Here is a 15,127-nt window from a genome sequence, read left to right on the forward strand (position 1 = left end):
GTTCTCCTCGTGAATCAGCGCTCGGTGCCGCCGGCGGCGACGTGCTCCAGCTCGCGAAGGATGCTCTCCTCGACCAGCGCGGCGAGCGCGGAGACGGTACGGCTGGTCAGGACGTCGCGGGGGGTCAGCGCGACGTCGAACAGGCTCTTGACCCTGGCCGCGATCGCCAGGCCCCGCAGGGAGTCCCCGCCCAGGTGGAAGAAGTCGTCCTCGACGCCGATCGTGTCGAGTCCCAGTTCCTCGGCCCAGATCTCCGCCACCACGCGTTCGGTCTCCGTACGGGGGGCGACGTGCGCGGCGACCGGAGCGGCGACCGGAGCGGAGGCCGGCGCCGGAGCCTGCGTGGGAGCGGGGGCCGGCGGCGGGGCGGGGGTCGCGGCCCGCGCGTCTCCGGCGAGGACGTCGATCAGGCCGAGCTCGGTGTCCGGGTCCTCCACGAAGCACCGCAGCACCCGGCGCAGGCGGCCGGCCGTACGCTCGATCGTGGCCGCGTCGAACAGGGCGGGGTCGTACCCGACGTCGATCGACAGCCGTTCGCCGGGGACGACCGCGAGGCTCAGCGGGTAGTTCGTCGTCTCGACGGCGGTCAGGTCGCGCAGCCGCAGGCCGTGCCCGGCCGCGAGCGTGTCGTCGACCGGGTAGTTCTCGAAGACCAGGATGCTGCCGAACAGGTCCGTCCCGCCGGGCAGGCCGCTCCAGGCCTGGACCTGCGAGAGCGGGACGTGGTCGAACCTGCGCGAGTGCGCCTGGGTCGCCTGGAGCGCCCGCAGCCATTCGGCCACGCGGGCCGTCCCGGCGACGTCCACCCGTACGGGCACGGTGTTGATCAGGATGCCGGTCATCTCGTCGGCGCCGGGGAGATCGGCGGGCCGGCCCGAGACGGTGGCGCCGAAGCAGACGTCCCTGCGCCCGCTGATCCGGGACAGCACGACCGCCCAGGCTCCCTGCACGACCGTGTTGACCGTGAGCCGGTGACGCCTGGCGAACCGGCGGAGGGCGCTGGTCTCCTCCTCGTCGAGACGCAGGGACAGCCGGGCGGAGGAGACGCTCGCGTGCGCCGGATCCCCCGGCCGGTCGGCGCCCAGTGGGGTGGGCGCGGCGAATCCTGCCAGGACGCCCCGCCAGTAGTGCTCCGCCTCCCGCCGGTCGCGCCCGGCGAGCCACCGGAGGTAACCGGAGAACGGCGGCCGGGCCACCGGCCGGGGGGCGCGCCCGGCGACGAGCGCCGCGTGGGCGGCGAACACGTCGGACAGGACCTGGAAGACGCTCCACCCGTCGAGCAGCACGTGGTGGAAGGTCCACACCACCTGCACTTCGCCGTCCGGCAGCCGGGCCGCCGCGAGCCGCATCAGCGGCGCGCCGGCCAGGTCCATGCTCTCGTCCCGGTCGCGCTCCAGCAGCCCGCGCAGGCGCTCACCGCGCTCGGCCTCGCTCACCCCCGTCCAGTCCAGGGCGGTGAACGGGACGGCGACCCGGCGCTCCACCACCTGGAGGGGTGTGGGCATCCCCGCCCAGACCAGCCGGGACCGCAGCACCGGCGTGCCGTCCACCACGTGCTGCCAGGCGGCCTCCAGCAGCCGCGTGTCGGGCACGCCGTCGAGGACGAACGTGAGCTGCTGGAGGTACACGCCCCGGCCGCCGTGGGACAGCCCGTGGTAGAGCATCCCGGCCTGCATCGGGGTGAGCGGGTAGACGTCCTCGACCCCGCGTCCGTCGCCCGCGATCCGGTCCACCGCCGCCTGGTCGAGCCCGGCCAGCGGGAAGTCCGACGGCGTACGGCCCCCCGCGCGCGAGCAGTGCTCGGCGATCTCCCGGAGGGCGGCGACGGTCTGGCCGGCCAGCCGCCGCACCGTCTCCTCGTGGTGCGCCTGCGGGGAGTAGGACCAGGTGAACTCCAGCCGCCCGCCCTCGATCACGGCCACGACGTCGAGCAGGTGGCTGCGCTCCGCCTCCGGGTCGCCGTCCGCGGTCAGGCCGCCCGGCACCGCGTGGAACGGGCCCTCGCCGCCGACCGGCCAGTCGAACTGCCCGAGGTAGTTGAACCGCACGCGCGGCCGCCGGCCCCCGGGCAGGCCTCCCCCGAGGTGGCTCAGGGCGCCGAAGCCGATGCCGCGGCGGGGCACGGCACGCAGCCGTTCCTTGACCGACTTCAGCGTGGCGCCCCAGTCGGAGGAAGAGGGGATGTCGAGGGCGACCGGGAAGACCGTGGTGAACCAGCCGACCGTGCGGGTCAGGTCCACGCCGTCCAGCAGGTCCTCACGACCGTGGCCCTCCAGATCGAGCAGCACCCGCTCCCGGCCGGTCCACCGGCTCAGCACCCGGCCCAGCGCGGCCAGCAGCACGTCGTTCATCTGCGTCCGGTACGCGCCGGGCACCTCGTGCAGCAGCGCCGTGGTCTCCTCCTCGGTGAGCCGGGCGGTGACCGTGCGCGTCGTGCCGGCGGTGCCCGCGCCGGCGCCGGGCATGTCCACCGGCAGGGCGTCGTCCGCCTCGTCCCCGGCGGTCACGCCGGCCCAGTGGTCGCGCTCGTCGTCCAGCCCGCCGCCGGTGACGTGGGCGGCCAGCCGCCGGGACCACTCCTGGAACGAGGTCGTCCTGTCCCCGAGATCGACCGGCTCACCCCGTACGGCCTGGGCGTACGCGCGGCCGAGGTCCTCCAGCAGGATGCGCCACGACACCCCGTCGACCACCAGATGGTGCACGGCGAGGAGCAGGACCGGCCGCTCGGCGCCCTGATCGGGAGCACGGCCGGGGGCGTGGCCGAACAGGATCGCCCTGGCCATGGGTCCGGCCGCCAGGTCCATGCCGGCGTGCGCCTCCGCGGCGGCGGCGCGCATGGCCTGGGCGCGCATGGCCTCGGCCCGCCCGGCGGCGTCCGCCCCCGGCAGGTCGCGCTCGGTGCCATCCAGGTCGCGCAGCTCGGTTCCCACCAGGTCGCGCAGCTCCGTTTCCCCCAGGTCGCGCAGCTCCAAGGGGAAGCCGGGCCCGTCCCCGGGCGGGGCGTTGTGCTGGCACCACTCGCCGTTCTCCCGGGAGAAGCGCATCCGCAGCGCGTCGTGGTGCACCGCCACCGCCTCCAGCGCCCGCCGCAGCGCCACCTCGTCCGGCGGCGCGGCCAGCTCGACGAGGACGGACTGGCCGAAGTGCCCGGGCCGTCCCGTGTGGGTCTCGAAGAACCAGCGCTGGATCGGCGTCAGCGGCACCGGCCCGCTCACCGGGCCCCGGGGGTCCGGCCGCTCCGGCGCGAGCCGGCGCGCGCAGGCGGCCAGCGCCGCCACGGTCTGGTGCGCGAACAGGTCCCTGGACGACAGCTCCAGTCCCTCCCGCCGGGCCCGTGAGACCACCTGGATGCCGAGGATGGAGTCGCCGCCGAGTTCGAAGAAGTTGTCGGCCGCGCCGACCCGGTCCAGGCCCAGGAGGTCGGCCCAGATCTCCGCCAGCGCACGCTCGGCCGGGGTCCGGGGGGCGACGTAGCCGGGGCGTCCGGTGGCCGCCGCGACCGGCCGCACCCGCGGCGCGCGCGGCGCCCGGGGCTCGGCCGGCCCGCCGGGAAGGTCGGACATCATGGCCTCCGGCGCCGCGGCGATGCCCGCCAGCAGCGTCTCCAGTTCCCGGGCCATCCGTTCGACCGTGCCGGCCTCGAACAGATCGGTGTTGTACTCCAGCACCATCGTCATCGCGTCGTCCCTGGGCACGAACTCGACGACCAGCTCGAACCGGGCGAACGGCCGGGGCAGGTCGTGCTCGGCGACCCGCAGCCCGCCCATCTCGCGGGGCCGTACGGTCGCGTTCTGCAGCACGACCATGGCCTGAGCGAGCGGGGTCCGACTCGGGTCCCGGTCGGGTGCGAGCTCCTCCACCAGACGGTCGAACGGCACCACGTCGTGGGCGAACGCCTCCAGCACCGTCTCCCGGACGCCGGACAGGAACTCGGCGAACGTCCCCGCCTCGTCCACCCGCGATCGCAGCACGACGGTGTTGACGAAGAAGCCGACGAGGTCGTCCAGCTCCTCCCGGTCGCGTCCGGAGGTGACCGTGCCCACCGCGATGTCGTCCTGGCCGCTGTAGCGGGACAGCAGGACCTGCACCGCCGCCGCCAGCGTCATGAAGAGCGTGGCCCCGCGCGCCTGCCCCACCAGGGCGAGCCCGCGTACCAGGTCGGCCGGCAGTTCGCGCCGGTGCACCGCGCCTGCGGTGCCGAGCACCGCGGGCCGCGGCCGGTCGGCCGGCAGGTCGAGCACGGGGACGTCCGCCAGCGTCTCCCGCCAGTAGGCCAGGTGTTCCTCGACGGCCTTGCCGGTCCGCCGATCGCGCTGCCAGAGGGTGTAGTCGGCGTACCGGATCGGGAGGCGCGGCAGCGCCGCCGGCCCGCCCCCACACTCGGCGCCGTACAGCCGGGCCAGTTCGTCGACCAGGATGGCGACCGACCACCCGTCGGTGACGATGTGATGCTGCGCGAGCAGCAGCACGTGGTCCTCCTCGGCGAGGCGTACCAGCAGCGCCCTGCTCAGCGGCCCGGTTCGCAGGTCGAAGGGCGTGCGCAGCTCCTCCAGCAGGACCCGGTCCAGCGCGGCGGCCCGCTCGCCCGGCTCCAGCGCCGGCAGGTCCGCCTCGCGCAGGGGCAGCGTGCCGTGGGGCGCGACGATCTGCACGCCGTGGCCGTCCACGGTGCCGAAGGTGGTCCGCAGCGACTCGTGCCGCTCGGCCAGCGCCGCCAGGGCGGCGCGCAGCGCGTCCGGGTCGAGGGGGCCGGACAGCCGCAGCGCGACCCCGGTGTTGTACTCGGCCCCGCCGGAGCTCAGATCGTCCAGGAACCACAGCCGCCGCTGGGCCGCCGACAGCGGCAGCACCGGCCCGTGGGCGGCCGGGCGGATGGCGTCGTCCGGGTCCGCGGGGGCGGCGGCGTCCACCAGCTCGGCGAGCCGTGCCACCGTGGGCGCGTCGAAGGCCGCCCGGGCCGGCAGCGTGACCCCGAACACCTCCCTCACCCGGGACAGGACCCGCACCGCGAGGATCGAGTCGCCGCCCAGACCGAAGAAGTCGTCGTACGCGCCCACGCCCGGCACGCCCAGCGCCTCGGCCCAGATCCCGGCCAGCGTCCGCTCGGTCCCGGTGCGCGGGGCGACGTGGTCGCCGCCGGCGGCCTCGCTCCGGGCGGGCGGCGCGGGCAGGGCCCGGCGGTCCAGCTTGCCGTTCGGGCTGAGCGGCAGCTCCTCCAGTGTCACGAACGCCGCGGGCAGCATGAAGACGGGCAGGGTCCGGGCCAGGAACGCGCGCAGGTCCCCGGGCACGACCGGCCGCCCGGCGACCGGCACCACGTACGCCACCAGCCGCTTGTCGCCGGGCCGGTCCTCCCGGGCGGTGACCACGGCCGCGGCCAGGTCCGGGTGCCGGGCGAGCGCGGTCTCGATCTCGCCGAGCTCGATCCGGAAACCGCGGATCTTCACCTGGTCGTCGGCACGGCCCACGAACTCCAGCTCGCCGTCGGCGGTCCACCGCACCAGGTCCCCGGTGCGGTACATCCGTTCCCCGGGCGCACCGTACGGGTTCGCCACGAACCGCTGGGCCGTCAGCCCGGGCCTGCGCAGATATCCCCGGGCCAGCCCGAGTCCGGCGACGTACAGCTCACCGGCGACGCCGACGGGGACCGGGCGCAGCTCCTCGTCCAGCACGTGGACCCGGGTGTTCCAGATCGGCCGTCCGATCGGGGGGGTACGGCCGGGCACCAGCGGCCCGCTCCACGTCGACACCACCGTGGACTCGGTGGGCCCGTACGAGTTGATCATCAGGCGGCCGGGCGCCCAGAGCTCGACCAGGTCGGACGCGCAGGCGTCGCCGCCCACGGTCAGCATCCGGAACTCGGGCAGCTCGCCTGCCGCCTCCCGGGGCACGGTGGCCAGCGCCGCCGGGGGGATCAGCGCGTGCGTCACCCGCCGTTCGCGGAGCACCTCGGCGAGCTGCTCGCCCAGTAGGGGCCCGGGGGGCGGCACCACCAGCGCCGCTCCTGCGGGCAGGGACATGCACAGCTCCAGCACGGAGGCGTCGAAGCTCGGCGAGGAGAACTGCAGGACCCGGTCCCCCGGCCGCACCTCGTAGTGGTCCACTTCCGCCGCGGAGAAACTGGCAAGCCCCCGGTGGGAGACCACCACGCCCTTCGGCCTGCCCGTCGAACCCGAGGTGTAGATCACGTACGCGGGGTGGCCGGGCAGCAGCGGGCTCCGGCGGTCGGCGTCGGCCGGCGCGTGGTCCGGCATGGCCGCCAGCCGGTCCGCGGTCTCCGGATCGTCGAGTGCCACGACCCCGGTGGCCTCGTCGAGGGGGAGCTCGCGGGCCGTCTCCGCCGAGGTCACCACCTGGACCGGCGCGGCGTCGGCCAGCATGAAGGCGATCCGCTCGGCCGGGTAGGCGGGGTCCACCGGCAGGAACGCGGCACCGGCCTTCACCACCGCGAGCTGCGCCACCACGATCTCCACCGACCGCGGCAGCGCGAGAGCCACGATCTCCTCCGGCCCCACCCCGCGGTCGACCAGCAGGTGCGCCAGCCGGTTCGCCCGGATCTCCAGCTCGGCGAAGGTCAGCGAGCCGCCCTCGAACAGCACCGCCGGAAGGTCCGGCGTCCGGGCCGCCTGCCGCTCGAACAACCGCGGCAACGTGACGGGCGGGACGTCGTGGTCCGTGTCGTTCCACTCGGGCGCCGGAAGGGTTCCGGCAATCTTGGTCGGCATCGGCATGGACACCTTTCCGGTGTGGTCGTGCGGAGGGTGGTCGCGCGGTGGGGCGGTCGTATGGTGTGCGGTGGTGCGGAGGAAGGCGCCGGCGAACGCAGGGACATGCGGGCGCGGGGCAGGCGGGCACGGGGCAGGCGGGCATGGCTCGGCCACCGTCCACGCTCCCCGGCGGCCCGAGCGTGAGCGGTGGCCGAGGTGGCGCGGAGCCGAGGAAGCGCCGGCAGGTGCGCGTCAGGAGAGCGGCCGGCGCCCCTGCCGGACCGGGCCGACCAGACCAGACCGGCCGGGCCGACCAGACCGACCGGCGTGGCCGGCCGACCGGCACGGCCGTACGGGTTACCGGGCCATGACGGCGGCGTGGCACCGGCCGGCCAGACGGCCGTTGACCAGGATCCCGTTGATCTCGCCGGTGCGCGGGTCACGCTGGAAACGGCCGCCGGGCAGCCGCTGGCCCGAGGAGTGGTCGAGCAGCTCGAAGGTCAGGCCGTCGGCGCCGGTCAGCACCGCGAAGCCGGACCCGTCCACGGTGAGCGTCAGACCGCCGCCCGAGCGGGTCACCAGGTATTCGGCGTCGCCGTTGCGGTAGGCGCCGGCGCAGTCCCGGGGCGGCGCGCCGGGCCGGGACCCGGCGGGCGACTCTCCGGTGGGCATCGGGACGCCGGCTTCGGCCAGGTGGCGGCCGAGGTCCTTCCACAGGCCGATGCCGGTCCCGGTGTTCGTGGTGAGGGCGACGATCCAGCCGTCCACGGGGTCGATCCGCAGGTAGCAGGAGGTGCCGTCGGCGTTGCCGTCGTGGCCCACCCAGTCGCCGGTCTCGCCGCCGTACACCGCGAGCCCCAGGCCCCAGCCGTCGGCCAGGCCGTAGGGGTCGGCGCAGTGCACCGGCTGCCGCATCCGCTCCGCGTACGACCCGGGGAGCAGCCCGGGAATCCCCGCTCCCACGTGCAGGCGGCCGAGGGCCACGAGGTCGGCGGCGCTGGCGGCCAGCGCCCCGGCCGGGGCCTCCGGCGGCGCGATCGACTGCCGCACCGGCTGGGTGCGCCGGAGGGCGGGGTTGACCGAATGGCCGGTGGCCACCGGCCGCCCGGACGGCGGCACTTCGGTGCGGCAGATGAACGCGGGCCCGATGCCGAGCGGCCGCAGCACGAACGCCTCCAGCGCCTCTGCCCAGCTCATACCGGTGATCACCTCGACCAAGCGGCCCACGGCGACGTACCCCATGTTGGAGTAGGAGAAGCCGGCACCGGGCGGTTGGACGAGGTTGTGAGGCTGGCAGTGGTCGGCGACATAACGGCGCGGCGACGCGGTGGAGACCTCGGTGGAGTCCGGACCGCAGGCGAACCCGGCCGTGTGGCTGAGCAGGTGGCGGAGGGTCAGCCGGTCGCCGAGCTCGTCGAGTTCGGGCAGGTGACGGCCCAGCGGCTCGTCGAGGTCGAGGTCGCCGTCCGCGACCAGCGTCATCGCCAGGGTGGCGGTGAACGGCTTGGTCACCGACCCGATCGGGAAGGCGGCGTCGCGGGTGACGGGCGTCCCGCCGTCGTGTTCGAGCTCGCCCACCTCGATCGCGACGGTCTCGCCGTCGTGGTGGACGGCGAGCTGCGCGCCGCACACGCCGTGTGCCCGGACCAGCTCACGGAGCCGGGTCTCCAGGAACGTCAGGATGTGCGGCCGGGCAAGGACCCCGATCATAAGAACCCTCCATGGCGTGCTGCTGAGTCCGCTCCCCTTCCGCCGGGGACGACAGGGGAGGCGCCGGGCGAGCGGGACAGGCGGAAACCCCCGACTACCAGCCTGGAAAGCCGGGATTAATCGTGCCGTAAGCCGCGCCGACCCTTAAAAGACTCGCAGGGGGACCAAAGCCCAAGTAGTGATATCCCTCACCGCCGGTGATGAATTAGATCCTGGTTTAAAGGTGCGTTCCTCACACCCTGCGGACCGGCGGTCAGAGCAGGAGGCCGGCCGGTTCCTCCGGCAACTCGATCGCCCGCCGCGCCCGCTCGGGGTCGCCGACGGCCCGGCCGATCACGTGGCCGACGCCGCGGCCCGCGCGCCGGGTGAGCGCCTGCCGAACCTGCGCGGACAGGTCGACGAGTCCTACGGCCGCCCCGCCGCCGGACTCGTGGGGACGGGATTCCGCACCGCCGTCCGCACGGCCGGGTGACCCCCTATGGGCAGGATCATCGGCCCCGGGGTGAGGGGAACGGACGGCCGTTGGACAATGGCCCGGTGGCGGTGGACGCACCCCTGGTGCTGCTGGACGTCGACGGGGTGCTCAATCCCACGCGGCGCTCCTCACCGCGCTTCCGCCGCTTCATGTGCGTGCTGGAGAGCGAGACGTGCCGCCTGCTCCTCGACCCCCGGCACGGAGCGAAGCTGAGAGCACTCGAACGCGCCGCGGGCGCCGCCCTGGTCTGGGCCACGACCTGGGGCGACCTCGCCAACGAGGAGATCGGCCCCAGGATCGGGCTGCCCGCGCTGCCTGTGGTCCCCCTCCTCGGCGACCCTCCCCGCCCGGCCGGGGTCAACGTCAAGACCTGGCACGTCGCCGAATACGTGCGGGACCGGCCGTTCGTGTGGTTCGACGACGACCTCGGCGCCGCCGATCTGGATTACCTGCGTGACCACCCGGGCGTCGCGGAGTTCCTGATCGTGCACGTGGATCACCGGAAAGGCCTCGACGACGGCCATCTGGACGAGGCCCTGCGGTGGCTGTCACGGTAACGAAAATGACGACGCGGGCGATTCGAGCTGGCCAGGGGGTGGATTCTCAGGGAATTCCCCGGAAGCCTCGGTAACGTCGCGGGCCATGACATGGCAGCGGAGGATCAACGGCGCACTCGTCAAGTTCACCGGAGTCCAGCTCACCCGTGCCCGGCCCGCCGCGACGTCGTCCCCTGAGGAGCAGGCCCCCGCCCCCGCGCCGGACGAGCTGGTGCGCCCGCCGGCCGACCCGCGGGCGGACCGGCTGCTGGTGGCGCCGGTGTTCGTCATGTCTCCCGTACGGTCGGGCTCCACCCTGTTGCGATCGATGCTGAACGCCCACCCCGAACTGCACGCCCCGCACGAGCTGCACGTCAGAAGGCTGACGGTGGGGTTCGGCACGGCGCTCTCCCGCAAGGCCATGGAGGCCCTCGGCCACAACCAGGCCGACCTGGAGCACATGCTGTGGGACCGGGTGCTCCATCGGGAACTGGTACGCAGTGGCAAGCGGACGATCGTGGACAAGACCCCCGCCAACGCCTTCGCCCACGCCCGGATCGCCGCCTGCTGGCCCGACGCCCGGTACATCTTCCTGCTGCGTCACCCCGCGTCCATCGCGGCCTCCTGGTACGAGGCCGACCCGGTCAAGCGCACCCGTGAGGAGGCCGCGTCCGACGCGCTGCGCTACATGAAGGCGGTGCAGCGGGCCAGGAAGGCGCTCACCGGCCTGACCGTGCGGTACGAGGACCTCACCGCCGAACCGGAGAAGACGACCCGCGCGATCTGCGACTTCCTCGGCATCCCCTGGGAGCCCGGCATGCTCGCGTACGGCGAGCAGAAGGTCGTGCAGAAGGGCCTCGGCGACTGGAGCGACAAGATCCGGTCGGGCCGGGTCCAGCCGGGACGCGACCTGCCGGGCCCGGACGAGATACCCGACCTGCTGAAGCCCATCTGCCGGAGCTGGGGCTACCTGCCGAAGGAGAACGAGCGGTGAAGATCCGCTACATGCTGCTGCACGCCTACGGCATGGGCGGCACGATCCGCACCGTGGTCAACCAGGCGAACGCGATGGCCGCGCTCGGCCACGAGGTGGAGATCGTGAGCGTGGTGCGGCGCCGGGACGAGCCGCAGTTCCGGCTGGACCCGGCCGTCACCCTCCGCACGCTGGTGGACCAGCGGGCGGGCGTGCGGACCGACTCCCTCGGCCGGCGCGTCTGGCGGCGGCTGCGCGGCAAGATCGTGCCGTTCGGCGAGTACGCCGCCGCCTACTTCACCGAACGCGTGGAGAAGGCCGCCATCGACTACGTCGCGTCGGTCGAGGACGGTGTCCTCGTCACCACCCGCCCGGCGCTGAACCTCATCTCCGCGCGCCGCGCCGGCCCGCACGTCGTACGGGTGGCGCAGGAGCACATGAACATCGGCAGCTATCCCGAGACGCTGCGCGCGGAGATCGCGCGATACTACGGCGCGTTCGACGCGATCGCGGTGCTGACGGACAGCGACCGGCGCGACTACGAGGCGATGCTGTCCGGCACGAGGATCGTACGGATCCCCAACGCGGTCCACTCGGTGAGCCAGACGCCGTCCCGGCAGGACCACCCGGTGATCGTCGCCGCCGGCCGCCTCGTCAAGCAGAAGGGCTTCGACCTGCTGCTCCCGGCGTTCGCCCAGGTGGCCAGGGAGCATCCGGAGTGGCGGCTGCGGATCTTCGGCACCGGCCCGAAGAAGGCGGCGCTCCGCGCGCTGATCGGCGAGCACGGCCTGTCCGCCCACGTGACGTTGATGGGCCGGACCAACCGCCTCGACGACGAGCTCGCCAGGTCCTCCGTCTACGTGCTGAGCAGCCGTTTCGAGGGGCTGCCGATGGTCATGATCGAGGCGATGACCCACGCCCTGCCGATCGTGGCCTTCGACTGCCCGACGGGCCCCCGCGACGTGCTGACCGACGGCGAAAACGGCCTCCTCGTACCGGCCGCGGACGTGGACGCCCTCGCCGCGGCGCTCAACCGGCTGATCGCCGACCGCGACCTGCGCCTGCGCATGGGCTCCGCCGCCGCGGCCACCGCCCGGGAGTACGCCCCGGAGAACGTCATGCCGCTGTGGGACGACCTGTTCACCGAACTCCTCCACACCAGGACGGGCAGCGACGCGCACGCGCGGCGATGACCCGGCTCACGGACGGACGGCGCCGGTCAGCCGGTCTCCCAGGGAGCTGCGCCGGTACAGGACCTTCCGCCCGTCGCGGGCCCGGGTGACCAGGCCCGTGGCGTACAGCACACGCAGGTGCTGGGACACGGCGCTCGGCGTGACCCCGAGGCGGCGGGCGATCTCGACGGTGGGCAGCGGCTCGCCGAGGAGGCCGAGCAGCCGCGCCCTGGGCGCGCCGACGAGCGACACGAGAGCCGCGCCGGCGGGGACGGGCTCCGGCGCCCAGAGCGTCGCGAGGCCACGGCTGGGATAGACCAGCGAGGGAGGCTCCTCCGGGATGACCGGGGGCGCGGGCTTGTGCGCGAACACGGAGGGGACGAGCAGCAGCCCACGGCCGGCCGCCGCGACGCGGAAGCTACTGATCACCCTGTCGACGTGCAGCACCCCGTCCTCCCATCGCAGGTTGGGGTGCATGCCCGCGAACAGCAGGCGGGCGCCGCCCACGGCCAGCTGCCGCGCCCGGTAGGTCATGTCGGCCTCCAGCACCAGCCGCGCCCGCGGCCACAGCGGCTTCACCGCGATCTCCCAGTATCGGCGCAGGACTTCACAGACGGCGTCCCTGAGACGGGCGACCGGCGCGTCGTCACCGGCGGCGGCGTCGCGCAGCGGCCCGGGCAGCGGATCCGGCGCGTGCGCGGCGAGCAGGTCACGGCGGACCAGATCGGGAGAGGTCCGGCCGACTACCGCCAGTTCCTCCTCGAAGTCCGGGGCGAAGGTCGCGGGCCTCGGCGTCAGGAAGCCGGGAAGGGTGTGCCTCTTCGCCACCAGCGACATCAGCAGGCCCGTGTCGAGCCCGCCGATCCTGCCGAGAACCGACCCGCGCCACGGGAGATGCATCGGAGACAGGCCCGGATCGCGGAGCACCCGCAGGCTGAGCACCGTCTCGGTGAGAGGCGAGAGGGCGAACCTGGTGTCCGCGAGGTCCTCCACGCCGAGCACGAAACTGATCATTAAGCCATACGCTACATCGATTGGCGGGGGAAGACCCTCGGCGTGGACTTCGGTCCATGACCTCCACACCCTCTGAACCACCTGCGGCCGTCGCCGTGAGCGACGCGACCGGGCGGCGGCGGGGCAGGCCGGTGGCCGGGGCATGAGCCGCCGGATCCTCGTCGTCCTTACCGTGACCTGCGCGGTGGCCGTGGGCAACGTCTACTTCCCCCAGGCGATCGGGCCGCTGGTCGCCGCCGGGCTGCGCCTGCCCCCCGACGCGGGCGCCCTGGTGGTGACCGCCACCCAGGCCGGCTACACGGCCGGGATAGTCCTGCTCGTGCCGCTCGGCGACCGTGTGCCGCACCGCCCCTTGCTCGTCTCCCTGCTCGCGCTGACCGGCCTCAGCCTGCTCGCCGCGGGCTGCGCGCCGGCCCTGCCGCCCCTTGTCGCCGCGAGCGCTCTGGTCGGCCTCACCACCGTGGCCGCGCCGGTCGTCGCCCCGCTGGCGTCCGGTCTGGCCGCCGCCGGCCGCCGGGGAGCGGTGATCGGCACCCTGCTCAGCGGCTCGACCGGCGGCATGCTGCTGGCCCGCACCTTCAGCGGGGGCCTCGGCGAATGGCTGGGCTGGCGGGCGCCGTACCTGGTCGCCGCGGCCCTTGCGCTGTTCCTCGCGGCGGCGCTGGCCGTCACGGTGCCGGTCACGGCCGCGTCCTCCCGCCAGCCGTACCCCGCGCTCCTGGCCGAACCGCTGCGCCTGCTCCTCACCGAGCCGGAGCTGCGCCGCTCCTGCGTCTACCAGGCGGCCGTCTTCGCGGGCTTCTCGGCCGTCTGGACCTGCCTGGCGCTCCTGCTCACCGGCCCGGCGTACGGCCTGGACGCCCGGGCCGTCGGGATGCTCGCCCTGGTCGGCGCGGCGACCATGCTGTGCACTCCCGTCGCCGGCCGCCTGGTGGACCGCGTGGGACCGGACCCGGTGAATCTCGTCTGCATGCTCGGGGTGCTCATGTCGGCGGCGGTCCTCGCCGCCGGGTCGCTCGGCGGCGTGCCCGGCCTGGCCGCGGTGACTCTCGGCACGCTGCTGCTCGACGTCGCCATGCAGTGCGGCATGGTCGCCAACCAGGCCCGGGTCTACGCCCTGCGTCCCGATGCCCGCGGCAGGCTCAACACCGCCTACATGACCTGCGCCTATCTCGGCGGCAGCACGGGGTCCTGGCTCGGCGTGCGCGTCTGGGGCGCGGCCGGCTGGCCGGGCGTCTGCGCACTCGTCGCGCTGCTCGGCGCGCTCGCCCTGGCCCGCCATCTCCTGGCCCTCGCCCACCGGCGATAACCGGTTGCCCACCTCGGCCGGGACTGACGAGACTCGGCGGAATGGACGTTCCCTACCGGCAGATCCGGGCCGCCTACACCGAGGAGACCGTCACCGTCTACCAGGCGTACGACCCCGCCGTCGCCGACCGGGCGGTCGCCGCGCAGCGGTTCGTGCCGCCGTTCAAGCGCGAGCGGATGACCTGGGTCAAACCATCGTTCCACTGGATGATGTATCGCAGCGGCTGGGCGGCGAAACCGGGTCAGACCCGCGTGCTCGCCATACAGGTCAGCCGGGACGGGTTCGAGTGGGCGCTCGCCCATTCCTGTCCCAGCCATCCCGGTCCCAGCGAGGACCAGAGGACGTGGGCCACCCGCCTTCGCGAGAGTCCCGTCCGGATCCAATGGGATCCCGAGCGCGACGCGCGGCTGCACCCGCTGCCGTACCGGTCGATCCAGATCGGCCTGTCCGGGGAGGCCGTGGACCGCTACGTCGACGAGTGGATCGTCTCCATCGCCGACATCACCGCCGCCGTCGGCGCGATCCGCGCCGGTGCGGCCGCGCCGCCCGCCGAGCGGCCCTATCCGCTGCCGTCCGGGCTCGCCGGCGTCATCGGCGCCTCGCCGGACGCCGGCAGAGCCGGCCGTCGCTGATCACTCGTACGGGCGGCCGGCGCCGCGGCTTCCGCGTCAGGTCAGCCGGCCGACGTGGGCGAGGGCCTGCTTGAGCAGCACGCCCTGGCCGCCGGTCATCTCCTGCTGCACGATCGGGGAGGCCGCCTCCTCGGGCGTGAACCACTCCAGGTCGAGCGCGTCCTGCCGGGGCCGGCAGTCGCCGCGCACCGGGACGATGTACGCCAGCGAGACCGCGTGCTGGCGCGGATCGTGGAACGGCGTGACCCCGGGCGTGGGGAAGTACTCGGCCACCGTGAACGGCGCCGGGGAGACCGGCACGCTCGGCAGCGCCACCGGCCCGAGGTCCTTCTCCAGGTGACGCAGGAGCGCGTCGCGGATGCGCTCGTGGTAGTACACCCGGCCGGTAACCAGCGCCCGGCTCACGGTTCCGTCGGGGCCGATCCGCAGCAGCAGGCCGACACGGGTGACGGTGCCCGTGTCGTCCACACGCACGGGCACGGCGTCCACGTACAGGATCGGCATGCGGCCCCGCACCGACTCGATGTCCTCAGGGGCGAGCCAGCCTGGCGTCGTTTCGGTCATTTCGGTCACGGAACGATCGTACTTGCCCAGGCGAG

10 protein-coding genes are annotated in these 15,127 nt (G+C 74.1%); 6 read left to right on the forward strand and 4 right to left on the reverse strand.

Annotated features, from left to right (window positions below):
- Nucleotides 1-14 precede the first annotated feature (14 nt).
- Nucleotides 15-6,725 (reverse strand): non-ribosomal peptide synthetase, encoded by a 6,711-nt coding sequence (locus HHX40_RS10720; protein ID WP_182880433.1) that lies wholly within the window; start codon nt 6,723-6,725, stop codon nt 15-17.
- 339 nt (nt 6,726-7,064) lie between these two features.
- A complete protein-coding gene (locus tag HHX40_RS10725; RefSeq protein ID WP_182880434.1) occupies nt 7,065-8,417 on the reverse strand; it encodes a serine hydrolase domain-containing protein in 1,353 nt (450 codons plus the stop codon).
- 223 nt (nt 8,418-8,640) lie between these two features.
- Between HHX40_RS10725 and HHX40_RS10730 the strand changes: the two genes are divergently transcribed.
- The 4 genes from HHX40_RS10730 (at nt 8,641) to HHX40_RS10745 (ending at nt 11,594) form a co-directional block, all read left to right on the forward strand.
- Nucleotides 8,641-8,889, forward strand: a complete 249-nt coding sequence (locus HHX40_RS10730) for a hypothetical protein (RefSeq protein WP_182880435.1) — start codon at nt 8,641-8,643, stop codon at nt 8,887-8,889.
- A gap of 65 nt (nt 8,890-8,954) precedes the next feature.
- Complete coding sequence (locus HHX40_RS10735) at nt 8,955-9,449, forward strand: HAD domain-containing protein (protein ID WP_182880436.1); 495 nt, start codon at nt 8,955-8,957, stop codon at nt 9,447-9,449.
- 85 nt (nt 9,450-9,534) lie between these two features.
- A complete protein-coding gene (locus HHX40_RS10740) occupies nt 9,535-10,422 on the forward strand; it encodes a sulfotransferase family protein (protein ID WP_182880437.1) in 888 nt (295 codons plus the stop codon).
- Nucleotides 10,419-11,594, forward strand: a complete 1,176-nt coding sequence (locus HHX40_RS10745) for a glycosyltransferase family 4 protein (RefSeq protein WP_182880438.1) — start codon at nt 10,419-10,421, stop codon at nt 11,592-11,594. Before HHX40_RS10740 ends, HHX40_RS10745 begins: the two co-directional genes overlap by 4 nt.
- Nucleotides 11,595-11,600: 6 nt before the next feature.
- On the opposite strand, the gene HHX40_RS10750 is transcribed toward HHX40_RS10745, so the two are convergent.
- The gene (locus HHX40_RS10750; RefSeq protein ID WP_182880439.1) at nt 11,601-12,587 is read right to left on the reverse strand and encodes an ArsR/SmtB family transcription factor; all 987 of its coding nucleotides are present in this window, start codon (nt 12,585-12,587) and stop codon (nt 11,601-11,603) included.
- 142 nt (nt 12,588-12,729) lie between these two features.
- Here HHX40_RS10750 and HHX40_RS10755 point away from each other — a divergent pair, with 142 nt between their 5' ends.
- Both HHX40_RS10755 and HHX40_RS10760 read left to right on the forward strand, forming a co-directional pair.
- Nucleotides 12,730-13,896: an MFS transporter gene (locus HHX40_RS10755; RefSeq protein WP_182880440.1), complete on the forward strand. Its 1,167-nt coding sequence runs from the start codon at nt 12,730-12,732 to the stop codon at nt 13,894-13,896.
- 41 nt (nt 13,897-13,937) lie between these two features.
- Nucleotides 13,938-14,528: a DUF4291 domain-containing protein gene (locus HHX40_RS10760; RefSeq protein ID WP_182880441.1), complete on the forward strand. Its 591-nt coding sequence runs from the start codon at nt 13,938-13,940 to the stop codon at nt 14,526-14,528.
- A gap of 36 nt (nt 14,529-14,564) precedes the next feature.
- On the opposite strand, the gene HHX40_RS10765 is transcribed toward HHX40_RS10760, so the two are convergent.
- Entirely contained in the window at nt 14,565-15,092 is a 528-nt protein-coding gene (locus tag HHX40_RS10765; RefSeq protein WP_111699495.1) for an NUDIX hydrolase family protein, read from the reverse strand.
- Between the last annotated feature and the right edge of the window lie 35 nt (nt 15,093-15,127).

Origin of the sequence: Microbispora sp. H10949, from assembly GCF_014161435.1 — a bacterium.
Taxonomy (GTDB): Bacteria; Actinomycetota; Actinomycetes; order Streptosporangiales; family Streptosporangiaceae; genus Microbispora; species Microbispora triticiradicis.

Excerpts from the sequence above, each read along its gene's own strand:
- HHX40_RS10740 (WP_182880437.1), top strand. The coding sequence starts at position 9,535 with ATGACATGGCAGCGGAGGATCAACGGCGCACTCGTCAAGTTCACCGGA.
- HHX40_RS10720 (WP_182880433.1), bottom strand. The coding sequence starts at position 6,725 with ATGCCGACCAAGATTGCCGGAACCCTTCCGGCGCCCGAGTGGAACGAC.
- HHX40_RS10760 (WP_182880441.1), top strand. The coding sequence starts at position 13,938 with ATGGACGTTCCCTACCGGCAGATCCGGGCCGCCTACACCGAGGAGACC.
- HHX40_RS10755 (WP_182880440.1), top strand. The coding sequence starts at position 12,730 with ATGAGCCGCCGGATCCTCGTCGTCCTTACCGTGACCTGCGCGGTGGCC.
- HHX40_RS10725 (WP_182880434.1), bottom strand. The coding sequence starts at position 8,417 with ATGATCGGGGTCCTTGCCCGGCCGCACATCCTGACGTTCCTGGAGACC.
- HHX40_RS10765 (WP_111699495.1), bottom strand. The coding sequence starts at position 15,092 with ATGACCGAAACGACGCCAGGCTGGCTCGCCCCTGAGGACATCGAGTCG.
- HHX40_RS10750 (WP_182880439.1), bottom strand. The coding sequence starts at position 12,587 with ATGATCAGTTTCGTGCTCGGCGTGGAGGACCTCGCGGACACCAGGTTC.